Raw genomic sequence first — 24286 nt, 5'->3', positions numbered from 1 at the left:
GGATGCGGGCTCTCACATGCTAGTGCTGCGGCCGGACGCGCGACCCCGCGACCGCGTCCCTCCCCGCTGCCCGCTGCCCGCTGCGCCGCCCGCCGCGACGCCACAGCAGCCAGGCGAAGGCGAAGCCGCCGGCGAAGCCGATCAGGTGGGCGGCGTAGGCTACGCCCGGGACGGACGGGTCGGTGGCGCGGATGGAGAGCCACTGCACCAGGAACCAGAAGCCCAGCACCAGCCAGGCGGGGAACCGGAGCGGCAGGAAGAGCAGCAAGGGGATCAGACTGGTGATCCGTGCCCGGGGATAGAGACAGAGGTATGCCCCGAGTACGCCCGCGATCGCGCCCGACGCACCGACCAGGGTCTGCGTCGCGCCCGGGCTGCCCGCCTCGAAGAGGGCGTAGCCGTAGGTGGCCAGATAACCGAGTGCCACATAGAAGAGGAGAAAGGCCACCGGGCCGATCCGCTCCTCCACCATCGCGCCGAAGACGAAGAGGAAGAGCATGTTGCCCGCCAGGTGCAGCCAGCCGCCGTGGACGAACATGGCGGTGAGCACCGAGAGTGCCGGGACCTTGGGCAGGCCGGTGTCGGTCGGGCACCGGTGTGAGAGGTGCAGTCGGAGCACCGCGTTGTGGAGCAGCTCGGCCGGGACCACGCCCCAGCGGTGGTAGTACGCAGTCTCGGCACAGGCCCGGAGCGTGCCCGAGCCGTAGAGGGGGTCGAGGCCGGAGACCGGGCCGACCACGAAGACCAGGACGCAGAGCGCGATCAGTCCGTAGGTCGCGACCGGGACGAACGGCACCGGCCGGGGAACGCCGTCAGCAGTCGTCGGAGCCGCCGGGGGTGCCGGATCCGCCGGGGTCGCCATGGTCACCATGGACAAAGCATTCCTTCTCCGGACGAATCTGACACCCGTTCGTGGAGGCCTGTGGGGGACCGTGCCCGAGGGCAGCGCCCAGGCCATAGGGTTTACCGGACAGCTCGCTGACGCTGCCCGCCGACGAGAGGATCTCGCCATGGCCGTCCCGCTTCCCACCGAGGGAACCCGCTGGCGCTGCACCCTGTGCGGCAACCTGACCCGCTTCGACGTCACCCGCTCCTCACGGGTCGTCGAGTTCGTCCATCTGGACCTGGCCGGGGACCCCACCGTCGAGGAGCGCGAGGTGCTCAGCGAGACCGTCGAGTCGGTGCGCTGCCGCTGGTGCGACGCCGTCGACCAGATCGAGCTGGTGGACCGCCCCGGCGCCGAGGCCGAGGCCGCCGAGCAGGCCGCACGTCAGAAGTAGTCCGCCGTCGGGGGCGACCCCGAGACGGGCCGGGGACACGGCGGACGTGGCGGAGCGACAGGCGGGGGGCGTCGGCGGGGAGAATAGCGGTCCGGGCGGTACGTCCCCCGGAGCGGATCGGAGCGGATCAGGTGGAGCAGCCAGACCAGGCGTCGACGCCCGCGGAGGGCGGTGACCCCGCGCTGCCCGAGGGCGGCGAGGCGCTTGCGCGCCCGCTGCCGGAGGGCGTGCGGCGCCGGGTGGTCGGCATCGCCGCCGACGCGCTCGGCGGCCTCGCGGCGGGCGACCTGCCGATCCGGCTGCGTCCCTACGGGAAGTTCACCCGCGAAGCCCGCGTCAAGCGCGGGGCCACCGCGATCGCCGCCGCACTGGAGACCGACTCGCTGTTCCGCTCCCGGATCGCCGAGCGGCTCCGGCAGGGCCAGCCGGACCTGGTCGCCGCGCTGGAGGCCGGTACCGTCCCGGCCGCCGCCGACCCGCAGGACGTGGCCGCCGCCGCGTACCTGCTGCGCACCGCGGGCTGGACCCGGATCGTGGAGGGCGTCGGCGAGGAGGTCGAGCGCGCCGAACACGAGGGCGCCGCAGCGGAGTCGGCCCGGCTGGCCGAGAAGCTCCAGGACGAGCTCGTCGCCCTGCGCGCCGCCGCCCGTACGGAAGCCGAGCGGGCCAAGGCCGACCTGGACGTGGCCCGGAAGGACGGCGACAGCCTGCGCCGTCAGTTGCGTTCGCTGGCCGCCGACACCAAGCGCGCCGAGGCCGCCACCCGCAAGGCGGTGGCCGAGCTGGAGGCGCTGCGCGCGACCGGGGCCACCGAGCGGGGGGCGCAGGACAGCGAGGTGCGCCGGCTCAAGCACCGCGTGGCCGAGCTGGAGACGGCGCTGGAGGCCTCCCGGCGCGCGGCGCGCGAGGGGCGCTCGGCGGAGGAGATGCGGCTGCGGCTGCTGCTCGACACCGTGGTCCAGGGCGCCCAGGGCCTCCAACGCGAGCTCGGCCTTGCGCCGCTGAGCGGCCGTCCGGCCGACTCGGTCGAGGCGGTCTCGCCGGTTGCCGCCTCGCCGCACGACGTGGCCCGCCGGGCGCTGGAGGGGGACGACCCCGCCCTGCTGGAGCAGCTGCTCCAGTTGCCGCAGGTCCACCTGCTGGTCGACGGATACAACGTCACCAAGACCGGCTGGCCCGGGATGGCGCTGGACCGGCAGCGTCAGCAGCTGCTGCGCGGGCTCGGCCTGCTGGCGGCGCAGACCGGTGCCGAGATCACCTGCGTCTTCGACGGGCAGGACCTGGACGGTCCGATCCCGATGGCGCCGCCGCCGCGCGGGGTGCGGGTGCTGTTCAGCCGGACCGGGGAGACCGCCGACGAGCTGATCCGCCGTCTGGTCCGCGCGGAACCGGAGGGACGACCGGTCGTGGTGGTCTCGACAGACCGTGAAGTAGCGGACGGAGTGCGCAAATCGGGCGCACGCCCGGTCCCGTCCACGATGCTGCTGCGGCGGCTGATCCGCTCGTGACGGGGTGGCGAGGATGTTGCGAACGCCACTTCCCAGCGCGCGTGCTTGTTTGGGGGCGATGCGTGGCGGAGTGCCAATGAGCGCTTCTGACCTGGGCTTTGTGACGGTCCGCGACGCGCGTGGGCGGCTTCGTGATCTTGAGGCTTTGTTAAGAGCGGACGTCCGATCCGGTCACGGGGAAGACACGAGGCCTCCTCAATCACTATTGTCATCGCGCAAACGTCCGCACTCGTGTTCCAAACATCGTGTTTCAGCCGTGCACTCTGTCGTGCATGCGGACGAGTCCGCGTGTGAAGGGATTGCATCCGTCGTGGCCAATCATCGTCGTCCCAGGCAGACCAGCCGTGCCCGCGTGTCCGTGCTGACCGCGGCAGCGGCGACCGTGGTGGCGTTGTCCGCCCAGACCGCTGCCCAGGCTGCCCCGACCGTCTCGGTCAAGGACGCCCAGACCCAGGTGGACGCAGACCGCCAGGACGCATCCGTCAAGACGGAGCAGTACGACAACGCCCACCAGCAGCAGCAGAACCTGCAGCAGAAGGTGGCGGTCATCCAGCAGGAGATCGCGCGTCAGCAGGCGCAGATCAACAACGAGCTGGGCCAGCTCGGGCAGATCGCCAACGCGCAGTACGCGTCCGGCGAGATCGACCCCACCGTGCAGCTGCTGCTCTCCTCGGACCCGCAGCACTTCCTGGACCAGGCCACCTCGCAGGACGAGCTCACCGCCAACCAGACCTCCGAGCTGTCCCAGCTGGTGGCCCAGGAGGAGACGCTCAACCGGGAGAAGACCCAGGCCGCGTCCGAGCTGGCCCAGGAGCAGGCGCTGCTCTCGCAGATGAGCGCGGCGAAGTCGGAGGCGCTGGCCAAGCTGGCCCACGCGCAGTCGATCCTCAGCACGCTGACTGCCGCCGAGCAGGCCGCGGTCAACAACGCCAATAACGGCGGCGGTTACGGTAGCGGTGGCTCCACCAGCAACTGGAACGGCACCATCGACCTGAGCGGCATCTCCTCCACGGCGCGCACCGCGATGCTGGCGGCCGAGCAGTGGATCGGCAAGACCCCCTACCTGTGGGGTGGTTCGACCCCGTCCGGCTTCGACTGCTCGGGCCTGGTCATGTGGGCGTACGGCCAGGCGGGCGTCTCGCTGCCGCACTCCTCCTACTCCGACGAGTCGGTGGGTTCGCCGGTGGCGAGCCTGGCCGACGCACAGCCCGGCGACATCATCGTCCTGGAGCAGGGCGGCCACGTCGGCCTGTACGCCGGAAACGGCATGCTGCTCAACGCGCCGGAGTACGGCTACGACGTCTCGGTGCAGCCGTTGTCCTACTTCGGCTCGATTGTCGCGATCCGCCGCATGTGATCTCGTCTGTCAGTGTTCCGGTGCGTCAGCTGACGCGCCGGAATGTGGCGCGCCGACGGATCTGTGAATCCACTCACAGGTCATGCGCACGAAATCGCCTCATCCTGCGGGCGAATGACCGAATTGGCCCCCATGTCATGGCCGTTGGTCATGGCGTGGCTACGTTGTGTCCCCTGGGTGACGAGTCGTCGTAAGTGACTCGTGTTTTTTCTGACAAGGATTTGAACTGATCACGGTTCGGTCACTAGGGTCATGGGCCGAACCTCCGCGCAGGCGTTCGCCCATCCCGGGCGACAGCGGCGGTTACCGTCGAGTTCGACGACGCGGCAGGGCCATCCGGCACCCAGGGCGGCCCAACTGGGGAAGCCGTCGAGTCGGAGCCGGGGACCCACCTTCCTCGGGGTGAATCGGCGCCCGGTCGGCCGGTGTGAATCCGGACCGATGAAGCGTCGTAGGGCCTACTTCCTGGTCCGAACCCGTCAGCTCACCCGGTAGGCGGACGTAGGAAGAAGGAGTGTCGCCTTCGTGGCGTCCCATCGTCGTCCCAAGTCCCCCAGTCGTACCCGCATAACCGTTCTCACGGCAGCCGCCGCCACCGCGGTGGCGGTCTCGGCCCAGACGGCGCAGGCAGCGCCGAAGCCGACCATCAGCCAGCTTCAGGCCCAGCTCCAGCAGCTCAACGTCGAGTCCGACACCGCGATCCAGAAGTACGACCAGGCCCAGTCGGAGCTCCAGCAGCAGCAGGGCAAGGTCAACACTCTGCAGCAGCAGATCGCCCGTCAGCAGGCGGACGTCAACACCAAGCTCGAGTCGGTCGGCGAGATCGCGAACCAGCAGTACGCGGACGGCGCCGTCGACCCGACCGTCCAGCTGCTCCTCTCCTCGAGCCCGACGGACTACCTCACCAAGGCCTCCTCGCTGGGCCAGGTCACGGACAGCCAGGCGAGCCAGATCCAGGCGCTCAAGACCGCCGAGCAGGCCCTGGGCGGCCAGAAGGCCCAGGCCGAGCAGGCGCTCCAGCAGATCCAGGCCACCAACAAGCAGTTGTCCGCGCAGAAGTCGCAGGTCCAGCAGAAGATCGCGCAGACCCAGGCGCTGCTGAACTCGATGACCGCGGCCCAGCAGGCCGCCGTTGCCCGTGCGCAGGCCGCCGCCAACCAGGCCGCGGAGGCCGCCGCCGCCAAGGCCAACTCCGGCAGCTCCGGCGGCTCGGTCAACCTCGGCTCGTCCACGGCGGGCAACTCGGTGGAGGCCGCCGCCTTCGCCGCGGCGCAGACCCGTATCGGCTCGCCCTACGTCTGGGGCGCGACCGGCCCGAGCTCCTTCGACTGCTCCGGCCTGATGCAGTGGGCCTACGCGCAGGCGGGCGTCTCCATCGGCCGCACCACCTACGACCAGATCGACGCCGGCACGGCGGTCAGCTCCACGGCCGACCTGCAGGTGGGTGACCTCGTCTTCTTCAACGACGACTCGCACGTCGGCATGTACGCGGGCAACGGGATGATCCTGCACGCCCCGCACACGGGCGCGGACGTCCGCTACGAGTCGATCGACACGGTCGGCAGCATCTACGCGATGCGTCACATCTGATCGCGGCTCATGTCGCGTGCCACGGGCCCCGCTCCGATCCGGAGCGGGGCCCGTTCGCGTTCACCCCGGCTCACCCCGCCTCACTCGGACGGCCGTACGGGAGTGTCCTCCTTCGTGGTGGGTCGGTGTCCTGGGCAGGTGCGGAACCTCGGGGCGACCAGCAGACTCGTTCACCTGAGCGGCATTCGATGTGATTTTTCAGCTCTTGGGAGCTTGGACTGCTTCTGTCCGAATCGCTAACGTCAGCGCTCGGTTCCGTCCCGGAGATCATCCGGGAGAACCCTGGACCTGATGGTCCTCGACAAGCGGAGAGCGGAGAGCGAGCAGGTGGCGTCCCATCGACGAGGCAGACGCGTCGGACCGTCAGTGCTGTCGCGAGCCGCGGTGACCGTCGCTGCGGCGACCGCCGCGATGCTCACGGCCCCCGGCGGCGCGCACGCCGACCCCGTCCCCGGCGGGGCCGGCACAGCCGGCGCGAGCGGCAGTCTCACCCCGGACGAGGTGCAGCAGCAAGTCGACGCCCTCTACGCGCAGTCCGAGTCGGTCGGGCAGCAGGCCGACAGCGCCCAGGAGCGGGCGGCCCGACTGCAGCACCGCGCCTCGCTGCTGCAGCAGACGCTGGCCGAGGAGCAGGCGAGCGCCAACGCGCTCGCGGCGCGGCTGGGCGAGGTGGCCACCGAGCAGTACCAGAGCGGCAGCATGGACCCGGTGATGCAGCTGCTGTTCAGCGCCCATCCGGCCGACTACCTCAGCCGCGCCGCCTCGCTCGACGAGGTGGACGCCGGTACCGCCGACGAGCTGGTCCAGCTGAGCGGTGTCGAGCGCGAGATCGAGCAGGGCAAGGCCGAGGTGCTGGCCCAGTACAGCGAGCTGGAGCAGGTGCGGCGGACCATCTCCACCACCAAGGCCGAGGCGCAGCGCCGGCTGGGCGCCGCCCAGGCGCTGCTCGGCTCGCTGACGGCGGCTCAGCGCGACCAGCTGCAGCAGGCCGAGGACGCCTCGGCCCAGCTCGCCGCCCAGGCAGCCGATTCGGTACTGCCTCCGGACCAGGGCCCGGCCGACTCCGCCGCCGCGGCGGCGCTGGCGGCGGCCCGGAGCGCGATCGGCAGCCCGTACGTCTACGGCGCGACGGGTCCTGGCGCGTTCGACTGCTCCGGTCTGATGTACTGGGCCTGGCGGCACGGCGGGGTGTCGCTGCCGCGTACGTCGCAGGAGCAGGCCTTCGCCGGGCGACGCGTGCCGGTGTCGGAGATCCGTCCGGGAGACCTGGTGATCTACTTCGGGGACATGCACCACGTCGGCATGTACGCGGGTAGCGGCATGGTCATCCACGCCCCGTACCCCGGCGCCCGGGTCCGCTACGAGAACATGCGCGACATGCCGATCGCCGCGGTGGTCCGCCCTTGATGGCGGCCGGTCAAGGACTCACCCGCCGACGGGTGCTGGTCAGCGGCGCGGCCCTGGTGGCGGCGGCTGGCGGCGCGACGGCCTGGGCGGCGTGGGCGGACGCCGCCGACGACCGGCGTGAGCAGCGGGCGGTCGAGGTCGAGCAGACGCTGGCCCGCCGGGCCGCCGCCGTCCTGGCCCGCGACGCCGCCGCACTGGCGGCCACCGTCGTCCCCGTCGCGAGCGGCGGTTCGGTGGCGACCGACCTGAGGCGGCGTCAGTACACGCTGGTCGCCAACCTGGCCGAGGTGCCGCTGGGCGACTGGCGCTACCGGGTCACCGCGCTCGACGCGTTCCCGCTGTCGCCGGTCCTCGGGGCGGGGGAGCGGGTGGCCGTGGCGGTCGAGCTCGGCTACCGGCTGGCGGGCTTCGACGCGCAGTTGGAGACCGCGACCCAGTACCTGACCTTCGAGCGGCAGCCCGACGGCCGTTGGCTGCTGGCATCCGACGGCACCGAGGGCGGGGACCACCCCGGCGGCACCGTGCTGATCTGGGACCTCGGCCCGGTCCGGGCGGTCCGCGGCCGGTACAGCCTGGTCCTCGGACTGCGCGACCCGGCCACCCTGGCCGCGATCGGCGCGGAGGCCGACCGCGCGGTCCCGGCCGTCAGCGCCGTCTGGGGGACCAGGTGGGGACAGCGCACCGTCGTGCTGGCCCCGCTGGCGAGCGACCAGTTCGGTGCGCTGCTCGACGCCGATCCGGCGGCCTTCGCCGACATCGCCGCCGTCACCACCGGCGAGCTGGGTGCGTCCGAACTCGGCCGGACCGAGCGGATCACGCTCAACCCGGTCGCCTGGGACGGTCTCAGCGCTCTGGGCCGACGGGTCGTCACCACCCACGAGACCACGCACGTCGCCACCCGCGCGGAGACCGTCACCTGGACGCCGCGCTGGCTCTCCGAGGGCGTCGCGGACTGGACCGGCTACCTCGGCACCGGCCGTACCCCGCAGCAGATCGCCGTCGAACTCGGCAGCGCCCTGACCTCCGGCGGCCCGGGCAGCTCGGGCGCTGCAGCCCGGCTGCTGGCGGCCCTGCCCGCCGACGCCGACTTCGCCGGCACCGCACCCGCCCTGCAGGAGGCGTACCAGAAGGCCTGGTTCGCCTGCCGCAGCGTCGTGCTGCACCACGGACAGGCCAAGCTGGTCGCGCTCTACGCCGCCGTCGCCGCGACCGGCGGCCGGGGTGGGCAGGACGCGGCGGTGGACGACGCGCTCCACTCGACGCTGGGCGTCGGCACCGCCGCGTTCACCGCGCAGTGGCGCGCGGACGTGGAGGCGGCGCTCAGGCGCTGACCTCTTCGGCGTCGCGCTCGCGTTCCACGGCGTCCGGCACCTGCGGCAGTTCGGGCGACGCGCTGGAGACGGTCGCCCGCCAGAGCCGGACGAAGGCCAGCACCGCCGCGGCGAGCAGCAGCAGGTTGCGGGTCCCTATGATCACCAGGCCCAGCTCGGTCCGGCCGGTCAGCTGGCCGAACATGAACGGGAACTCGACCGTGGTCACCGGCACCGCCACCGCCACCAGCCACGCCACCGGTCGCATCACCGAGCCCCGCAGCGTGAGGCAGACGGCGGCCAGCCCGACCAGCCACAGCAGGTACTGCGGGCTGATCACCCGGCTGGTCACCACGAAGAGCAGCACCGCGGTCAGCCCCGCGTCGGCGGCGGTCGCGGGCGTCCAGTTCCGGACGCGCAGCCGCCACAGCGCGAGCAGGGCGAAGGCGATCACCGAGCTCGCCACCATCACCCCGCTCATCGTGGCCACATGCGGGCCGAGCACCTCGAGCGAGCCGTAGTTCATCGCCACGGTGCCCTGCCAGTGCAGGAAGACGCTGGCGAACAGGAACGGCAGGGCGCCCAGCGACTCCACCTCGATGCCCCGGCCCTCCTGGAAGCCGAGGAAGGAGAACGCGCCGTGCGTGGAGACCAGGAAGAGGAAGCCGACCAGCGCCGCGCTCAGCGCGCACGACGTCACGACCTTGCGCCAGCGCCGTCCGCGACCCGCGCCGATCAGCAGCAGCACCGGCCACACCTTCAGCATCGCGCCGACGGCGGTCAGCACCCCGGCCAGCTTCGGCCGCCGGACCAGCGCGACCAGTGCGGCCATCGCCACGACGGTGACCACCAGGTCGAACCGGGCGTACAGCGTCGGCCCGAGCAGCGGCGGCACCACCACCCAGAGCCAGACGCCCGCCCTGTTGCGGGACGTCCCATCGGTCCGCTCGGTCCCGGAGCGGCGGAGACGCAGCAGCAGCCACAGGCCGAGCGCGTCGCAGAGGCCGATCAGCACCACGAAGCCGACGAAGTAGGACGCGGGCACCGCAAGCGGAGCCAGCATCACGAGGGCGGCCAGCGGCGGATACTGCCAGGTGACGTCGTCCATCGGAAACGTCCCGGAACGCAGCACCTCGGCCCAGCCCTGGTAGATCACCTTGACGTCGCTGGTCACGTCCATCATGTGCGGTATTTTCAGGACGCCGAGCACCAGCAGGACCACCAGCGCACGTCCCAGCACCCACCCGCACCAGGCGGACGGGACGGTCGGGTCGAACTGGGGACGGTGCCGTCCTGGGGTGGCTCCGTCAGCTGGCTTTTTACGCATTGCCCTATCGTACGGATCAGCCCTCCCCGGACCGAGGAACCGCACGCGTGAACAAGACCCTCATCGTCACCAACGACTTTCCCCCGCGCCAGGGCGGCATCCAGACCTTCGTGCACAACATGGCCGTCCGGCTTCCCGCCGACCAGGTCGTGGTCTACGCCTCCACCTGGCGCGACGGGACCGAGGTGCGCGCGTTCGACGCGGAACAGCCGTTCGAGGTGATCCGGGACCGGACCACCATGCTGCTGCCGACGCCGAGGGTCACCCGACGGGCGGCGGAGCTGCTGCGCGCCCACGGTTGCTCGTCCGTCTGGTTCGGTGCGGCGGCGCCGCTCGGCCTGATGGCCCCGGCGCTGCGTCGCGCGGGGGCTTCGAAACTGCTCGGGATGACCCACGGCCACGAGGCGGCCTGGGCGCAGCTCCCCGGCTCCCGCCAGTTGCTGCGCCGGATCGGCGCGGGCACCGATACGCTCACCTACCTCGGCGAGTACACCCGCTCCCGGATCGCGTCGGCAGTCGGCCCGCAGGCGGCGGCCCGGATGGTCCAGCTGCCGCCGGGCGTCGACGAGAAGACCTTCCACCCCGCCTCGGGCGGCGACGCGGTCCGTGCCCGGCTCGGGCTGGCGGACCGTCCGGTGGTCGTCTGCGTCTCGCGCCTGGTCCGGCGCAAGGGCCAGGACACGCTGATCCGCAGCTGGCCCCGGGTGCTGAAGGCTTTCCCCGAGGCGGTCCTGCTGATCGTGGGCGGCGGCCCGTACCGGGAGGACCTGACGAAACTGGCGGCGGAGACGGGCGTCTCGGCCTCGGTCCGCTTCACCGGCGCGGTCCCCTGGGAGGAGCTGCCCGCGCACTACGGCGCGGGCGACGTCTACGCCATGCCGTGCCGGACCCGCCGGGGCGGGCTCGACGTCGAGGGCCTGGGCATCGTCTATCTGGAGGCGTCCGCGACCGGGCTGCCGGTCGTCGCCGGTGACAGCGGCGGTGCGCCGGACGCGGTGCAGGAGGGCGAGACGGGATATGTCGTCGGGGGCCGTGATCTGGACGCTCTCGCGGAGCGGCTGATTCTTCTTCTGGGCGACGAGGGATTGCGCGCGCGAATGGGAGCGGCGGGGCGGAAATGGGTCGAGGAGGCCTGGCGCTGGGATTTGCTCGCGGAGCGGCTCGAGGGACTGCTCTAAGTCAGTCCTTTATCTCCCCGGAATTTTCACGATCGCCGATCCGGATGCTGTCGCTCCTGTGATCAGATGATGTCTCGTGAAATGCTCAGACCTCTGCTTGATGTGCGGACTCCCGCTGGTCTCCCCGTGCCGGCCGAACCAGGGAGCGGGAGCGCTTGTCGCCTGAGGAGTTCGACGAGTTCTACGCCGCGAGCTGGTCGCGGCTGGTCGGCCAGCTGTACGTGATGACCGGGGATCTGGCCGAGGCGCAGGACGTCGTCCAGGAGGCGTACGTGCGCGCCTGGAAGCGGCGCGACGAGCTGTCCGCCTCCGGGGCGCCGGAGGCCTGGGTCAGGACGGTGGCCTGGCGACTCGCCGTCAGCCGGTGGCGGCGGGCGCGCAGTTACGTGTCCGCGCTGGTCCGCCACGGCACCCCGGCGGCGCAGGCCGGACCGGAGCCGGAGCACGCCGCGCTGGTGGAGGCGCTGCGCAAGATTCCCGAGGAGCAGCGCCGAGTGGTTGTCCTGCACTACCTCTGCGACCTCCCCGTCGTCGAGGTCGCCGAACAGACGGGTGCGCCGGTGGGTACCGTCAAGGTCCGCCTCTCCCGCGCCCGCGCGTCACTCGCCCGGCATCTGACCGGCGATCTCACGGACTTGACGGACCTGAAGGCATGATGGGCGACGACCTCCGACACGACGACCACCTCCGACACGACGGTGACCTCCCACACGACGGTGACCTGCGCCGCGCGTTGCACCGGCTTGCCGACAGCGCCGCCGGCCCTCCGCCGCTGAGCGGAGCGGGGCTGCGGGCGTTGGCCGGGCGCCGCGGTCGGCGCACCCGACTGGCCGTGGTGCCCGCGGCTGCTGTCGGGGCGCTGCTGGCGGGTGCCACCGCGTATGCCCTGGCCGGCGGCGGCCACGCCACCCCGCAGGAGCACAGCGCGCCCGCGCCGAGCGTGGCCCCCGTCGTCTCCGGCGTTCCGCAGGCATCCGCCTCGCCGACGGCCACCGGCGCCCCGAACGGTGCGACGGCGCCCGCGACCGCTCCGTCCTCGTCTCCCGTCAGCGCGAGCCCGACGGCCACCGCATCGTCGCGGGCCACCGCGCACCCGACGTCGTCGGCCCCGACCGGAGCGGCTGCGTGCCTTGCCGCCCCGCAGGGCGAAATCCTGGTCCTGCTGCGGACGTTGAGCACCCCCGGTGCACTGCTCTCGGCGACCCCGGTCGCCTGCGTCCAGGGACAGCTGGTGCCCAGCGGCCCCACGCAGAACTGGGGCCTGGCGCCGGGCGTCGTGGCGCCGACGACGGGTGCCGACCAGCTCTTCGCCGTCCGCCGGGACGCCGCCGGGCTGGTGGTCCGGCTGGACAAGGTGGCTGCCGGCCACGTGTGACCGGCGTCACTCGGAAATTCCTTCGAGGGGTGTAACCCAGTGCCCGTCGAGACGCGTAGAGAGTGCGGAACGGGTTCCACATGGCTGTTCCGCACTGCTGAAGAGAAGAGAGAATCATGCGCAACAACACCGGGTCGCAGATCGAGACGGCCGAGCTCTCCGACAGCGAGCTGGACCAGGTCGCCGGTGGTCTCGCCAACATTTCCGTCGGCGTCGCGGGTGTCGGCGTTCACGTGGGTGTCGGCAATGTCCTCGGTGCTGTCGAGTCCGTGGTCACCGCGCTGCCGCTTTCGCCGCTGACCCACCTCACCTCGGTGCAGACCAGCCACTGAGTCTGATTTACCCCAAAAGCTTGAAAGGGCGCGGGGCTCGCATTCCAGCGAGCCCCACGCCCTTTCGGTTTTTCCGGACTACCGCGCGTACAGATCCTCGACGTCCGCGGCGTAGTCCTTCATCACGACGGCGCGCTTCAGCTTCATCGACGGCGTCAGGTGCCCGGAGTCCTCCGACAGCACCGTGTCCAGGATCGCGAACTTCTTCACCGCCTCCGCGTGCGACACCGCGGCGTTGCCGTCGTCGATCGCCGCCTGGACCGCCTCGCGCAGGTCCGCGTCGTCCTTCAGCTCGGAGACCGTCGCCGACGCCGGCTTGCCGTGCAGCTGCTTCCAGGCCGGGAAGAACTCCTCGTCGATGGTGATCAGGGCCGCGATGAACGGCCTGCGGTCGCCGACGACCATGCACTCGGCGATGATCGGGTGGGCCCGGATGCGGTCCTCGATCACCGCGGGGGCGACGTTCTTGCCGCCGGCCGTGACGATGATCTCCTTCTTGCGGCCGGTGATGCTGAGGTAGCCGTCGGCGTCCAGCGTGCCGATGTCGCCGGTGGCGAACCAACCGTCGTGCAGGGCCTCGGCGGTGGCCTCCGGGTTGTCCCAGTAGCCCGCGAAGATCTGCGGGCCCTTGAGCAGGATCTCGCCGTCGTCCGCGATGCGCGCGGCCGAGCCCGGCAGGGGCTGGCCGACGGTGCCGATGCGCGGCTCGTCGTGGGGGTTGAAGGCGGTGGCCGCGCAGGTCTCGGTCAGGCCGTAGCCCTCCAGGACGGTGAAGCCGATGCCGCGGTAGAAGTGGCCCAGCCGCTCGCCCAGCGGGGCGCCGCCGGAGATGGCGTGGGTGGCCCGGCCGCCCAGCGCGTTGCGGAGCTTGCTGTAGACCAGCGCGTCGAACATCTTGTGACGCAGCTTCAGGCCGAGGCTCGCGCCGGAACGGGTGTCCAGGGCGCGGCTGTAGGCGATCGCCGTCTCCGCGGCGCGGTCGAAGATCTTGCCCTTGCCCTCGCTCTGTGCCTTCGCTCTGGCCGCGTTGTAGACCTTCTCGAAGACCCGCGGGACGCCCAGGATCAACGTCGGCCGGAACGAGGCCAGCTCCGCGGTGACCTCCTTGATGTCCGGGACGTGGCCGATCCGGATCGGCGCCATCGCCGCAGCGATCTCCGCGATCCGGCCGAGCACGTGCGCCTGCGGCAGGAACAGCAGGACCGAGGACTCGCCGGGCTGGAAGAGCGGCCGCAGCCGGGTCGTGATGTTGCCCAGCTCCGCCATGAAGTTGGCGTGGGTGAGCATGCAGCCCTTGGGACGGCCGGTGGTGCCGGAGGTGTAGACGATGGTGGCCACCGAGTCGGGGCCGAGCGCGGCCCGGCGCTCCTCGATCGCGGCGTCGGGGACGTCCACACCGGCCCGGACCAGGTCGGTCAGACCGCCGGCCTCCAGCTGCCAGACCTGCTTCAGGTCCCGCAGCCGGTCCCGCACCTCGCCGATCACGGCCTCGTGGCGGGGGAGTTCGGCGATACAGGCGACCGCGCCGGAGTTGCCGAGGATCCACTCGACCTGCTCGGCCGAGGAGGTCTCGTAGACGGGCACGGTGACCGCACCCGCGCACCAGATGGCGAAGTCCAGCAGTGTCCACTCGTAGCGGGTGCGCGACATCACCGCGACCCGGTCGCCGAGGCCGACGCCGGAGGCGATCAGGCCCTTGGCCACCGCCCGTACCTCGGACAGGAACTGGGCCGCGGTGCGATCCTCCCAGGCGCCGCTGTCGTCCTTGCGGGCGACCAGCGGCAGGTCCCGATACTGCGCCGCGTTGCGGTGGATCGGATCGGTGAGGTCGCCGCCACTCGGCACCTGGTAGAGGGCCGGAAGGCTGAACTCGCGCAAAGCTGCTCCTCGATCTCGAAGCGCTGACCTGGGCGGAACCCAGCGCGCTGTCACGGCGACGCTGCAGGGACGCCAGGACGTTACTGGCAGGTAGTTACTCCGGCATAGGTGTACCAGCCAATATGTTTCCAGGGTCACACTCGGACCAGCCTAGGGGCTGGTTACTGTGGTGGTCATGCGGGTCCATGTGGTCAGTGACGTGCACGGCAACAGCGAGGCCCTGGCGCGCGCCGGGGAGGGCGCTGACGCTCTGGTGTGCCTCGGGGACCTGATCCTCTTCCTCGACTACGCGGACCACACCCGCGGGATCTTCCCCGACCTCTTCGGCGCGGAGAACGCCACGCGACTGGTCGGGCTGCGCAACGAGCGCCGGTTCGAGGAGGCGCGGGCGCTCTCCGCCGAGCTCTGGTCCGGGCTGCGGATGGACCGGCGCACGGCGATCGAGGGGGCGGTCCGCCGTCAGTACGCCGAGCTCTTCGCCGCCTTCCCGGCCCCGACCTACGCCACCTACGGCAACGTCGACCTGCCCGGCCTCTGGCCGGAGTTCGCCCGCGACGGGGTCACCGTGCTGGACGGGCAGACCGCCGAGATCGGTGGGCTGCGCTTCGGCTTCGTCGGCGGCGGTCTGCCGACTCCGATGCGGACGCCGTTCGAGATCCCGGAGGAGGAGTACGCGGCCAAGGTCGCCGCGCTCGGCCGGGTCGACGTGCTCTGCACCCATGTCCCGCCCGCCGTACCGGAGCTGACCTACGACGTGGTGGCCCGCCGTTTCGAGCGCGGCAGCGAGGCGGTGCTGCAGGCGATCCACGAGACGCAGCCCGCGTACGCGCTCTTCGGTCACGTCCACCAGCCGTTGCGGCGACGGCTGCGGATCGGCAGGACCGAATGCGTCAATGTCGGCCACTTCAACGCGACCGGACGCCCCTGGGTCCTCGACGTGTGACCGTACTCAGCGGTTGACCGTGCGCGACGTCTGGCGGTGCCCGGCAACCGGCAGTGCTCGACAACTGAAGAGGGGCCCGGACGCGATAGCCTCTCATCGGCGGGATGTACACACCGGCCGTGACAGCAGCAGGGCGAGAGGCGGAGGCCATCCGATGGCGGAGCACACCAGGTCGAGCACCACGATCGAGGCGACCCCGGCCCAGGTCATGGCGGTGATCGCGGACTTCGCGGCGTATCCGGCGTGGACGGGCGAGGTCAAGGAGATCGAGGTCATCCGCCAGGGCACCGACGGCCGCGCCGAGGAGGTCCGGCTGCTGCTGGACGCGGGCGCGATCAAGGACGACCACACCCTCGCCTACACCTGGGACGGCGACCGCAAGGTCAGCTGGACCCTCGTCAAGAGCCAGATGCTCAAGTCGCTGGACGGCTCCTACACGCTCACGCCGACGGGGGACAAGACCGAGGTCACCTACCAGCTCGCGGTCGACGTCAAGATCCCGATGCTGGGCATGATCAAGCGCAAGGCCGAGAAGGTCATCATCGACCGCGCGCTGGCCGGGCTGAAGAAGCGCGTCGAGAGCTGATGGCGCCTCGGCTCGTCCTGGTCAGCGGCGCGGGAGGCGCCGGGCGCAGCACGCTGGCGGCGGCCACCGCCGCGCTGGCGGCCGAGTCGGGCGAGCGGGTGCTGCTCGTCGCGGCGGACGACCCGCACCGGTCCGTCGACGGACTGCTGGGTCACCGGCTCGGCCCCGAACCGCTGCGGATCGTCTTCGAGCCGGGCCTGTTCGCGCTGCGGCTCGACGAACAGACGGCGTTCCGCGCGGCCGGAGTGCGGCTGCTGGAGCGCGCCAAGGGACTCTTCGACCTGCTCGGCGTCGAGCCGTTGGAGCCCGAGGAGCTGACCGCCCTGCCGGGTGCGTCCCACCTGGCGCTGCTCGACCTGCTGCGCAGCTACGGGCGTTCGGACTCGTTCGACCTGGTCGTCGTCGACGCGCCGCCGGTCGCGCAACTGGTCGCCGCGCTCGCGCTGCCCGAGCAGCTCGACGCCTACCTGGCCCGGCTGCTGCCCGACGAGCGTCAGGCGGCCCGTGCGCTGCGGCCGGTGCTGGCCGGGCTGGCGGGCGTGCCGATGCCGTCGCAGTGGCTCTTCGAGGCGCGCGCCTGGGCCTCCGCCGAGCTGGCCGACATCCGCGCGGTGCTGCGTGCGCCGGGAACCGGCATCCGGCTGGTCACCGCGCCGCCCGCCGGTCCCCGGGCGCGAGCCGAACTGCTGCGCGCCCGCGCCGGGTTGGCGCTGCATCAGCTGCCGCTGGAGTCGCTGCTGGTGAACCGGGTGCCGGTGGACCGCACCTCGGTGGACCGCCCGTCGGTGGACCGTGACAGCGGCGAGCTCGACCTGCTGCGCGCCGCCTGGGACGTCCCCGTCCACTCCGTGCCGGACCTCGGGCGGGAGCCCGAGCGGGTCGACCTCGGCGAACTGGCCGAGCCGGCCGCCCTGGTGACCTGGACCGACACCCCCGCACGTGCGGCCGCCGACTGGCGCGTCGAGGACCGGCTGGGCACCCCCGAGCGCGTCCTGGTCTGGCACATCCCGCTGCCCGGTGGGGAGCGCGGCGACCTGGAACTGGTCCGCCGCGGCGACGAACTCACCCTCGGCGTCGGCTGTTACCGCCGCGCGGTGCTACTGCCGTCCGCGCTGCGCCGCTGCACGGTCGCGGGCGCGGCGCTGCGGGACGGTGTGCTGACCGTGCGATTCGCACCCGACCCATCCCTCTGGCCCGCCTCGCTCGGGTAGCGTCGGAGGCAGAAGGATCGCCGCGCCCACGAAGGAGCAGCACGATGACCAGTGCCGACGACAGCAGCGCCGCTGAGAACGGTCACATCGAGGATGTGTGGGCGGAGGCGGTGGCCGAGCAGCACCTGACCGACCAGGAGCGCGACGACAGCTGGGCCGAGCCGGACGTCGAGGCCGTCCCCGGCAGCGCCGCCGACAGCAGCGCCGCCGACAGCACCGCAGAACACGGGCCCGTCCCGGTCGACGGCGAGGTCGACGAGAAGGCGGACGGCGCGCAGAAGGAGTCGGCGGCGGAGTTCCCCTTCGCGGGCGACCTCGGGCCGTTGGTCGACGAGGTGCGCAAGTTCGCCTCCGCCGTCGGTGACAAGGTCAGCTCCGTGAGCAGCGGTGGCGCGGATCCGATGGAGGTGCTGCAGAACCTCGCCGCACCGCTGCGCAGCAAGAGCCCCGCCGTCTACGGTCACCTGCTGGCGGCCGGCGGCGAGCTGATCGCGGCCTACCGCGCGGCGGTTTCAGCCTCCGAACGCCGCTGGTCCGCGCCGAAGAAGAGCGACTCGGAGCACATCGACCTGGACTGAGCCCTGGGCTGAGCTTTGGGCCGAACTGGTCTGGACCGCGGTCTGGACCTGACTGACTCAGTGCCTACGACTTCTGAACCCGCCCGGCTCAACCATCGCAACCTGTCTTCGGCTAATGTACGCAAAGGTGTGTACCCGGCCCCCGTGGCCGGGTACGGTACCGCCCAGCGGGGAACCACCGAAGACTGAGGGACACATGGGACTGACCATCGGCGTGGATGTCGGCGGCACCAAGATCGCAGCCGGTGTCGTGGACGAGAACGGGACGATCCTGGCGCGCACCCGCGTGCCCACGCCCGCCGATCCGCAGTGGGCCGTCGGTGCGATCGCAGACGCCGTAAAGGAACTGCGCCATGAGCACGACGTCACCGCCGTCGGCGTCGGCGCCCCCGGCTACATCGACCGGAACCGCTCCACGGTGCTGATGGCCCCGAACATCGCCTGGGAGAACGAGCCGCTCAAGGCCCGGATCGAGGACCTGGTCCACCTCCCCACCGTGATCGAGAACGACGCCAACGCGGCGGCCTGGGGCGAGTTCCGCTTCGGCGCGGCGGCCAGCCACCCGGACATGGTGATGGTGACCGTGGGCACGGGCATCGGCGGCGGCATCGTCATCGACGGCCGGATGCACCGTGGCAGCTTCGGTGTCGCGGGCGAGATCGGCCACCTCAACATGGTTCCCGACGGCCTGCCCTGCGGCTGCGGCTCCAAGGGCTGCTGGGAGCAGTACGGCTCCGGCCGTGCCCTGCGCCGCTACGGCCGCGAGGCGGCGGCAGCCGACCCGGTGCGCGGCAAGCGGCTTCTCGAACTGAACGAGGGCGTCGCCGAGACCATCACCGGCAGCCAGATCACCCAGGCCGCGCACGAGGGCGACCCGCTGGCCCTCGACGTCTACGACGAGCTGGCCGACTGGCTCGGTCGGGGCCTGTCCGATCTGGCCTCGCTCTTCGACCCGGCGGTCTTCGTCCTCGGCGGCGGCGTCTCCGACTCCGGTCGGCTGCTGCTCGACCCGGTCGCCAAGGCCTTCGAGAAGTACCTGATCGGGGGCGTCCACCGGCCGCGTGCCGAGGTCGTGCTGGCCACCATCGGCTCGGCCGCCGGCATCATCGGCGCGGCGGACCTCGCCCGTCAGGACTGAGCCGTCAGACTCGGTGCATGGCCGAAGCGACCGCACCGACGGTACCGTCCGCACCGACCACCGGGAGCTGGGAGCTTCCGACGTCCGGAGCGCAGCCGGACGGCTCGGAGATCGTCCGGGTGGTGAGCTGGAACATCCGCTCCCTGCGCGACGACCGCACCGCTGTGGTCCGGGTGCTGCGGGCGCTGGAGCCGGACCTGGTCTGCCTCCAGGAGTCCCCGCGCTTCTGGTTCCCCCGCCCGCAGGCGGGTTGGCTGGCCCGGTCGACCGGACTGCTGGTGCTCGGCGGCGGCAAGAGCGCCGCAGGGCCGCTGCTGCTCGGCCGCCTGCGCGCCCTGCCGCTCTCCGTCCACGACGTGCTGCTGCCGCGCACACCCGGGCTGCACCAGCGGGGCTTCGCGACCACCGTGGTCCGCCTCGGCTCGGCCCGGCCCTTCTCGCTGACGAGCTGTCACCTCTCGCTGGACCGCGACGAGCGCCGTCGCCAGTGTGGGCTGCTGCTCGACCACCTCGACCACCTCGACCGACGGGGCGTCGCCCACTCGATCGTCGGCGGTGACGTCAACGAGCGGCCCGGCGAACCCGGTTGGGAGCTGCTCGGCTCCCGGCTGCAGGACGGCTGGGCGACGCGGCCCTGGGGGGACGAGTACAGCTATCCGTCCGCGGACCCGTCCCGGCGCATCGACGCCGTCTTCACCACGCCGGAGGTCGAGGTCCTCGGCTGCGGCGCGGTAGGGGAGGGGTTCCCCGGCCTGCGCGGCAAGGACCTGGCGCTGGCCACCGACCACCTCCCGGTCGTGGCCGCGCTGCGGCTGTCCTGAGCCGGGAGGTTCGCGCACCGGGACATCCCTGACCCGGAACGTCCCTGCCCCGCAACCTCACTGCCCCCCAACCTCACTGCCCCAGAACCTTCCTGACGGCGGCTCAGACCACCGCGCCGTGGTTCGGGTCGTCGCGGTCGTGGTCGTCGTCCTCCGAGTCCTTCATCCGGGCGACCAGCGTCACCACGCCGCCCGCCGCGAAGGCCACGCCCAGGAAGGTGGCCATGCCCGGCAGTTGGCCGAAGCCGCCCAGCAGCGCCAGGATGGTGCCGCCGATCAAAGACAGCAGTGCCATCCGGGTCGGCGCCTCCGCCTTGGGCAGGTCGCGCGGGTCCGGCGGGACGTAGTGGTCCTCGTCCGGGTCCTCCGCCGGGCTCCAGGCGCGCGGGTCGACCGGCGGTACCGCCGGGACCACCGGCAGCGCCCGGATCACCGGCTCGATCACCGGGCGGGGCCGCGGCTGCGGCGTGAAACCGGACAGATCGTTCTCGGTGAGGTCCTCCGACTCCGGCCAGCTGCGCTCCTCCTGGGCCACCGGCTCGTCGAACCCGGCCACAAGCTCCGCGAACAGCTCGTCGTCGGACCGGCCCGCCTCGCTGCCGTCGGTACCGGACGCGTCCCGCTCCTCCGCCATCGCGCCTCAGCCCTTCGTGACGGGGACGGTGAGCCGACGGACGAAGTCGACGCTGCCGTCGAAGATCGTCTCGGCGTCGTAGTCCAGCGTGGCGACGTGGTAGCTGCGCTCCAGCAGCCGTTCCTCCAGGTCCGTGCTGCCGACCCGTTCCAGCAGGAGCTTGCCGCTGGGCGGCGGCACCACGTTGTCCTGCGGGCTGCGGAAGAGCAGAAGCGGCTGGGTGACTGTCGGGAGCTCGGCCTGGACGATCTTCGTCAGCTGCTTCATCGACCACGCGGCGTGCAGCGGGGTGCGGGTGTAACCGCCCTCGTCCACACCGGGCTTGGCGATGTCGCTGGTGATCCCGGGCAGGCTCGGCACCAGGTGGCGCGCCACCGGCAGCGCCACGTGCGTCTGTCCGGGCATCCGGACCAGCGGGTTGACCAGCACGAGTCCGCTGACGCCGGCGCCCTGCTGGGCGGCCAGGTGGAGGGCGAGCAGCCCGCCCATGGAGAGACCGAAGACGAAGACCTGGTCGCACTCCTCGGCGAGCTCCAGGTAGCCGCGTTCGACCGTCGCGTACCAGTCCTGCCAGCGCGTGGTGTTGAGGTCCCGCCAGTGGGTGCCGTGCCCGGGGAGCAGCGGAAGCGAGACGCTGTAACCCTCGGCGGCGGCGCGCTCGGCCCAGGGGCGCATCGACACGGGTGAGCCGGTGAACCCATGGCACACCAGGACTCCCACCGGGCCGCCGTGGTGGCGGTACGGCTCGGCGCCGGGCAGCAGCGGCATCTGTGGTCCTTCCGAAACGGCCTACGCGGCAGTAGCTGTCATCGTCCCATGTCCGCAACGCAGCCGTACAGCGCCTGTGTTCCCGTGGCGCCGCTCCGGGCAGGGGGTGGCCCGCCGAGGGGGGACTTTTCCGCAAACGCGACTAAGGTTCTCCGTGGTCAGGTGAGTATGGAGGTCCAGGGTTGTTCTACCGGTTCATGAAGATGATCGTCACCCCGATGTTGAAGATCTTCTTCCGTCCGTGGGTCGAGGGGATGGAGAACATCCCCGAGGAGGGCCCGGCCATTCTGGCCAGCAACCACCTCTCGTTCTCCGACTCCTTCTTCCTGCCCGCGATGATCCCGCGACGCCGGGTGACCTTCATCGCCAAGTCCGAGTACTTCACCGGGACGGGGCTCAAGGGCAAGTTGACGGCTGCCTTCTTCAAGGGCGTCGGACAGCTGCCGGTCGACCGCTCGGGCGCGCGCGGTGCGGGCGAGGCCGCGATCCGCAGCGGGATCGAGGTCGTCAAGCGCGGTGAGCTCTTCGGCGTCTACCCGGAGGGCACCCGCTCTCCGGACGGTCGCCTCTACCGCGGCAAGGTCGGTGGCGTGGCCCGGATCGCGCTGGCGACGGGTGCGCCGGTGATCCCGGTCGCGATGATCGACACCGAGAAGCTGCAGCCGCCCGGCCAGGTGCTGCCCAAGCTGGGCGTCCGTCCGGGGATCCGGATCGGCCGGCCGATGGACTTCTCCCGCTACCACGGCATGGAGAACGACCGGTTCATCCTGCGCTCGGTCACGGACGAGGTGATGTACGAGATCATGCGGCTCTCCGGCCAGGAGTACGTGGACATCTACGCCACCGCCGCCAAGCGTCAGCTCCAGGACGCGAAGAAGCAGGCCAAGCAGGCGGCCCAGCACGACAAGCAGACCGAGCAGGACAAGCAGACCCAGCAGGACAAGCAGGACAAGACGGAAGAGTCGTAGGGGGAGACAGCGTGCTCGGGGGCATACGTCCCGGCTTCGGCCGCAAGCCGGGAGACACGGCGGGGACGGCAGGCACGACAGGTACGGCAGCGACGGCCGGCACGAGAGGTGCGGCAGGGGCGGCCGGCGGATCCTTCTCCGTGGAGCAGCCGCTCTGGACCGCCATCGGCGCGTTCCGGATCCTCACCCTCCTCTACGCCATAGGCCGTTACGCCGAGCACGAGCAGCACTACACCGACCAGGTCGGCGCGTGGCTCTATCTCCTCGTGCTGACCGTGTGGACCTTCGGCACCGTCAAGGTCTTCTCCACCAAGCAGCGCTGCGGCTGGCCCTGGCTGCTGACGGACGGCGTGCTGGTGGTGGCAGGCATCCTGCTGACCCGGGTCTTCGACGGCTGGGCCTGGGTCGTCGGCGGGGACGTGACACTGCCGACCATCCGCGCCGCCGGGATGGTGCTGGGCTTCGCCGTCTACGGCGGCTGGATCCCCGCGGCCGTGGCCGGCCTGGTGGTCGGCATCGCGAACATCATCGAGGCCAACGGCCCGACCTCGTCCAACGTCCACAACATCGTGCTGCTCATGCTCTCCTGCGTGGCCATCGGCTTCGTCGTCGAGGTGGCCCGCAAGAGCGAGGAGACGCTGGCCCGCGCCCTGGAGATCCAGGCGGCGACGCGCGAGCGGGAGCGGCTGGCCCGGGACATCCACGACGGTGTGCTCCAGGTGCTGGCGCTGGTCAAGCGGCGTGGCGCGGAGATCGGCGGCGAGGCCGGCGAGATCGCCGCGCTGGCCGGGGAGCAGGAGAGCGCGCTGCGGCTGCTGATCGCGCAGGGGCTCAACAACCCGATGCCTGCGATCACCGCTTCGCCGTCCGCCTCGGCCGCCGCGACGGCCGCGTCGTCCGGCCCGCTGAGCGCCTCGGTGCCGCTCCAGGACCGCCGCCGCGCGACCCCGGGTGCGCCGGGCGCGTCGTCCGGCGACCCGGACGTGCCGCAGGACCTGCGCATGCTGCTGGCCCCGCTGACCAGCCCCCGGGTGACCGTGGCTCAGCCCGGCACGCCGGTGCTGCTGCCCGAGCACGCGGCCGGAGAGCTGGGCGCGGCCGTCGGCGCGGCGCTCGACAACGTCACCAAGCACGTGGGCGAGCAGGCGCTCGCCTGGATCCTGGTCGAGGACGAGCCGGACGCCGTCGTCGTCAGCGTCCGGGACGAGGGACCAGGTTTTGAACCGGCGCGACTGGGCGAGGCCGAGCGCGAGGGACGGCTCGGGGTCTCCCAGTCGATCCGCGGCCGATTGCGCGATCTGGGCGGCACGGCGGAGATCTTCTCGGTCCCCGGCCAGGGCACGGAGGTCGAGCTGCGGGTGCCCAAGCGGGCCCCGGGGCAACGGAACGGAAGCAGGCAGGAGTCGAAGCGGTGACCGAGGCGATCCGGGTCATGGTGGTCGACGACCACCCGATGTGGCGTGACGCCGTCGCGCGCGATCTCGCGGACGCGGGCTTCGACGTGGTGGCCACCGCGGGCGACGCCCGCGAGGCGGTGCAGCGCGGCCGGGCGGTCCAGCCCGCCGTGGTGGTGCTCGACCTCAACCTGCCGGACCGCCCCGGCGTCGAGGTCTGCCGCCAGCTGATGGCGTCCGAGGTGGCGCCCCGCGTCCTGGTGCTCTCCGCCAGCGGTGAGCACGGCGACGTGCTGGAGGCGGTCAAGTCCGGTGCGACCGGCTACCTGGTGAAGTCCGCCAGTCGCGAGGAGCTGCTGGAGGCGGTCCGCCGCACCGCCCAGGGCGACGCGGTCTTCACGCCCGGCCTGGCCGGGCTGGTGCTGGGCGAGTTCCGCCGCCTCGCCGCCGAGCCCGCGCCCGCAGGCAAGCCCGCCCCGGCCGTCCCCAAACTGACGGAGCGGGAGACGGAGGTGCTGCGGCTGGTGGCCAAGGGCCTGCCGTACAAGCAGATCGCCGACCGGCTGGTGCTCTCGCCGCGCACGGTCCAGAACCATGTCCAGAACACCCTCGGCAAGCTCCAGTTGCACAACCGGGTCGAGCTGGTCCGCTACGCGATCGAAGCGGGGCTCGACGAGGAGGCGTGAACCCCCGTTCGCGGGAG

24 protein-coding genes and 1 riboswitch are annotated in these 24286 nt (G+C 71.7%); of the genes, 19 read left to right on the top strand and 5 right to left on the bottom strand.

The window, feature by feature from the left end; genetic code table 11:
- Window positions 1-19: 19 nt before the first annotated feature.
- Window positions 20-871 carry a rhomboid family intramembrane serine protease gene (locus ABH928_RS11080; protein ID WP_370064796.1) on the bottom strand — a complete coding sequence of 284 codons (852 nt, stop codon included), beginning with the start codon at window positions 869-871 and terminating at the stop codon, window positions 20-22.
- A 139-nt stretch (window positions 872-1010) separates the two neighbouring features.
- Here ABH928_RS11080 and ABH928_RS11075 point away from each other — a divergent pair, with 139 nt between their 5' ends.
- From ABH928_RS11075 to ABH928_RS11050, 6 genes are all read left to right on the top strand, one after another.
- Window positions 1011-1280, top strand: coding sequence for a hypothetical protein (locus ABH928_RS11075; RefSeq protein WP_370064794.1), 270 nt, complete (start codon window positions 1011-1013; stop codon window positions 1278-1280).
- Window positions 1281-1411: 131 nt separating this feature from the next.
- Complete coding sequence (locus ABH928_RS11070; protein ID WP_370064792.1) at window positions 1412-2788, top strand: NYN domain-containing protein; 1377 nt, start codon at window positions 1412-1414, stop codon at window positions 2786-2788.
- A gap of 310 nt (window positions 2789-3098) precedes the next feature.
- Window positions 3099-4145: an NlpC/P60 family protein gene (locus ABH928_RS11065; protein ID WP_370064790.1), complete on the top strand. Its 1047-nt coding sequence runs from the start codon at window positions 3099-3101 to the stop codon at window positions 4143-4145.
- A 357-nt stretch (window positions 4146-4502) separates the two neighbouring features.
- Window positions 4503-4659, top strand: a riboswitch (cyclic di-AMP (ydaO/yuaA leader).
- Between the two features lie 11 nt (window positions 4660-4670).
- Entirely contained in the window at window positions 4671-5735 is a 1065-nt protein-coding gene (locus ABH928_RS11060) for an NlpC/P60 family protein (protein ID WP_370064788.1), read from the top strand.
- A gap of 384 nt (window positions 5736-6119) precedes the next feature.
- A complete protein-coding gene (locus ABH928_RS11055) occupies window positions 6120-7142 on the top strand; it encodes an NlpC/P60 family protein (RefSeq protein WP_370064786.1) in 1023 nt (340 codons plus the stop codon).
- Window positions 7142-8473 carry a hypothetical protein gene (locus ABH928_RS11050; RefSeq protein WP_370064784.1) on the top strand — a complete coding sequence of 444 codons (1332 nt, stop codon included), beginning with the start codon at window positions 7142-7144 and terminating at the stop codon, window positions 8471-8473. Before ABH928_RS11055 ends, ABH928_RS11050 begins: the two co-directional genes overlap by 1 nt.
- Here ABH928_RS11050 and ABH928_RS11045 read toward each other — a convergent pair.
- Window positions 8463-9779, bottom strand: coding sequence for a glycosyltransferase 87 family protein (locus ABH928_RS11045; RefSeq protein ID WP_370064782.1), 1317 nt, complete (start codon window positions 9777-9779; stop codon window positions 8463-8465). The two genes, ABH928_RS11050 and ABH928_RS11045, sit on opposite strands and share 11 nt — an antisense overlap.
- Before the next feature lie 47 nt (window positions 9780-9826).
- Between ABH928_RS11045 and ABH928_RS11040 the strand changes: the two genes are divergently transcribed.
- From ABH928_RS11040 to ABH928_RS11025, 4 genes are all read left to right on the top strand, one after another.
- Window positions 9827-10957 carry a glycosyltransferase family 4 protein gene (locus ABH928_RS11040; RefSeq protein WP_370064780.1) on the top strand — a complete coding sequence of 377 codons (1131 nt, stop codon included), beginning with the start codon at window positions 9827-9829 and terminating at the stop codon, window positions 10955-10957.
- Between the two features lie 155 nt (window positions 10958-11112).
- Window positions 11113-11613: a SigE family RNA polymerase sigma factor gene (locus ABH928_RS11035; RefSeq protein ID WP_370064778.1), complete on the top strand. Its 501-nt coding sequence runs from the start codon at window positions 11113-11115 to the stop codon at window positions 11611-11613.
- Window positions 11610-12332 (top strand): hypothetical protein, encoded by a 723-nt coding sequence (locus ABH928_RS11030; RefSeq protein ID WP_370064776.1) that lies wholly within the window; start codon window positions 11610-11612, stop codon window positions 12330-12332. Before ABH928_RS11035 ends, ABH928_RS11030 begins: the two co-directional genes overlap by 4 nt.
- 116 nt (window positions 12333-12448) lie before the next feature.
- Complete coding sequence (locus tag ABH928_RS11025; protein ID WP_370064774.1) at window positions 12449-12664, top strand: hypothetical protein; 216 nt, start codon at window positions 12449-12451, stop codon at window positions 12662-12664.
- A gap of 78 nt (window positions 12665-12742) precedes the next feature.
- Here the strand turns inward: ABH928_RS11025 and ABH928_RS11020 are convergent, their stop codons facing one another.
- Window positions 12743-14542 carry a long-chain fatty acid--CoA ligase gene (locus ABH928_RS11020; RefSeq protein WP_370064772.1) on the bottom strand — a complete coding sequence of 600 codons (1800 nt, stop codon included), beginning with the start codon at window positions 14540-14542 and terminating at the stop codon, window positions 12743-12745.
- Window positions 14543-14717: 175 nt separating this feature from the next.
- Here ABH928_RS11020 and ABH928_RS11015 point away from each other — a divergent pair, with 175 nt between their 5' ends.
- The 6 genes from ABH928_RS11015 to ABH928_RS10990 all read left to right on the top strand — a co-directional run bounded on the left by ABH928_RS11015 (window position 14718) and on the right by ABH928_RS10990 (window position 19819).
- Window positions 14718-15485: a metallophosphoesterase gene (locus ABH928_RS11015; RefSeq protein ID WP_370064770.1), complete on the top strand. Its 768-nt coding sequence runs from the start codon at window positions 14718-14720 to the stop codon at window positions 15483-15485.
- A gap of 154 nt (window positions 15486-15639) precedes the next feature.
- Window positions 15640-16071, top strand: a complete 432-nt coding sequence (locus ABH928_RS11010) for an SRPBCC family protein (RefSeq protein ID WP_370064768.1) — start codon at window positions 15640-15642, stop codon at window positions 16069-16071.
- Window positions 16071-17282, top strand: a complete 1212-nt coding sequence (locus ABH928_RS11005; RefSeq protein ID WP_370064766.1) for an ArsA family ATPase — start codon at window positions 16071-16073, stop codon at window positions 17280-17282. The genes ABH928_RS11010 and ABH928_RS11005 overlap by 1 nt, the downstream gene beginning before the upstream one ends.
- 44 nt (window positions 17283-17326) lie before the next feature.
- Window positions 17327-17860, top strand: coding sequence for a DUF5304 family protein (locus tag ABH928_RS11000; protein ID WP_370064764.1), 534 nt, complete (start codon window positions 17327-17329; stop codon window positions 17858-17860).
- A gap of 196 nt (window positions 17861-18056) precedes the next feature.
- Window positions 18057-18998: an ROK family glucokinase gene (locus tag ABH928_RS10995; RefSeq protein ID WP_370064762.1), complete on the top strand. Its 942-nt coding sequence runs from the start codon at window positions 18057-18059 to the stop codon at window positions 18996-18998.
- Between the two features lie 17 nt (window positions 18999-19015).
- Window positions 19016-19819 (top strand): endonuclease/exonuclease/phosphatase family protein, encoded by an 804-nt coding sequence (locus ABH928_RS10990; RefSeq protein ID WP_370064759.1) that lies wholly within the window; start codon window positions 19016-19018, stop codon window positions 19817-19819.
- A gap of 103 nt (window positions 19820-19922) precedes the next feature.
- Here the strand turns inward: ABH928_RS10990 and ABH928_RS10985 are convergent, their stop codons facing one another.
- Both ABH928_RS10985 and ABH928_RS10980 read right to left on the bottom strand, forming a co-directional pair.
- Window positions 19923-20453: a hypothetical protein gene (locus tag ABH928_RS10985; RefSeq protein WP_370064757.1), complete on the bottom strand. Its 531-nt coding sequence runs from the start codon at window positions 20451-20453 to the stop codon at window positions 19923-19925.
- 6 nt (window positions 20454-20459) lie between these two features.
- Complete coding sequence (locus ABH928_RS10980; protein ID WP_370064755.1) at window positions 20460-21221, bottom strand: alpha/beta hydrolase; 762 nt, start codon at window positions 21219-21221, stop codon at window positions 20460-20462.
- A 197-nt stretch (window positions 21222-21418) separates the two neighbouring features.
- Between ABH928_RS10980 and ABH928_RS10975 the strand changes: the two genes are divergently transcribed.
- The 3 genes from ABH928_RS10975 to ABH928_RS10965 all read left to right on the top strand — a co-directional run bounded on the left by ABH928_RS10975 (window position 21419) and on the right by ABH928_RS10965 (window position 24269).
- Window positions 21419-22189: a lysophospholipid acyltransferase family protein gene (locus ABH928_RS10975; RefSeq protein WP_370065022.1), complete on the top strand. Its 771-nt coding sequence runs from the start codon at window positions 21419-21421 to the stop codon at window positions 22187-22189.
- Window positions 22190-22329: 140 nt separating this feature from the next.
- A complete protein-coding gene (gene macS / locus ABH928_RS10970) occupies window positions 22330-23604 on the top strand; it encodes a MacS family sensor histidine kinase (protein ID WP_370064753.1) in 1275 nt (424 codons plus the stop codon).
- Window positions 23605-23621: 17 nt separating this feature from the next.
- Complete coding sequence (locus ABH928_RS10965; protein WP_370065020.1) at window positions 23622-24269, top strand: response regulator; 648 nt, start codon at window positions 23622-23624, stop codon at window positions 24267-24269.
- The last annotated feature ends 17 nt before the right edge of the window (window positions 24270-24286 follow it).

It is taken from the genome of Streptacidiphilus sp. MAP5-3 (assembly GCF_041262505.1).
In the GTDB taxonomy this organism is placed as follows: domain Bacteria; phylum Actinomycetota; class Actinomycetes; order Streptomycetales; family Streptomycetaceae; genus Streptacidiphilus.
The sequence above is the reverse complement of the archived record's forward strand: the minus strand, read 5'-3'. Positions and strand labels throughout refer to the sequence as shown.

Coding starts and splice junctions, on each gene's coding strand:
- ABH928_RS11005 (WP_370064766.1), top strand. CDS start 16,071: ATGGCGCCTCGGCTCGTCCTGGTCAGCGGCGCGGGAGGCGCCGGGCGC.
- ABH928_RS11030 (WP_370064776.1), top strand. CDS start 11,610: ATGATGGGCGACGACCTCCGACACGACGACCACCTCCGACACGACGGT.
- ABH928_RS10995 (WP_370064762.1), top strand. CDS start 18,057: ATGGGACTGACCATCGGCGTGGATGTCGGCGGCACCAAGATCGCAGCC.
- ABH928_RS11050 (WP_370064784.1), top strand. CDS start 7,142: ATGGCGGCCGGTCAAGGACTCACCCGCCGACGGGTGCTGGTCAGCGGC.
- ABH928_RS10975 (WP_370065022.1), top strand. CDS start 21,419: ATGAAGATGATCGTCACCCCGATGTTGAAGATCTTCTTCCGTCCGTGG.
- ABH928_RS10965 (WP_370065020.1), top strand. CDS start 23,622: ATGGTGGTCGACGACCACCCGATGTGGCGTGACGCCGTCGCGCGCGAT.
- ABH928_RS11045 (WP_370064782.1), bottom strand. CDS start 9,779: ATGCGTAAAAAGCCAGCTGACGGAGCCACCCCAGGACGGCACCGTCCC.
- ABH928_RS11075 (WP_370064794.1), top strand. CDS start 1,011: ATGGCCGTCCCGCTTCCCACCGAGGGAACCCGCTGGCGCTGCACCCTG.
- ABH928_RS10990 (WP_370064759.1), top strand. CDS start 19,016: ATGGCCGAAGCGACCGCACCGACGGTACCGTCCGCACCGACCACCGGG.
- ABH928_RS11015 (WP_370064770.1), top strand. CDS start 14,718: ATGCGGGTCCATGTGGTCAGTGACGTGCACGGCAACAGCGAGGCCCTG.
- ABH928_RS11080 (WP_370064796.1), bottom strand. CDS start 871: ATGGTGACCATGGCGACCCCGGCGGATCCGGCACCCCCGGCGGCTCCG.
- ABH928_RS11000 (WP_370064764.1), top strand. CDS start 17,327: ATGACCAGTGCCGACGACAGCAGCGCCGCTGAGAACGGTCACATCGAG.
- ABH928_RS11010 (WP_370064768.1), top strand. CDS start 15,640: ATGGCGGAGCACACCAGGTCGAGCACCACGATCGAGGCGACCCCGGCC.
- ABH928_RS11025 (WP_370064774.1), top strand. CDS start 12,449: ATGCGCAACAACACCGGGTCGCAGATCGAGACGGCCGAGCTCTCCGAC.
- ABH928_RS10985 (WP_370064757.1), bottom strand. CDS start 20,453: ATGGCGGAGGAGCGGGACGCGTCCGGTACCGACGGCAGCGAGGCGGGC.
- ABH928_RS10980 (WP_370064755.1), bottom strand. CDS start 21,221: ATGCCGCTGCTGCCCGGCGCCGAGCCGTACCGCCACCACGGCGGCCCG.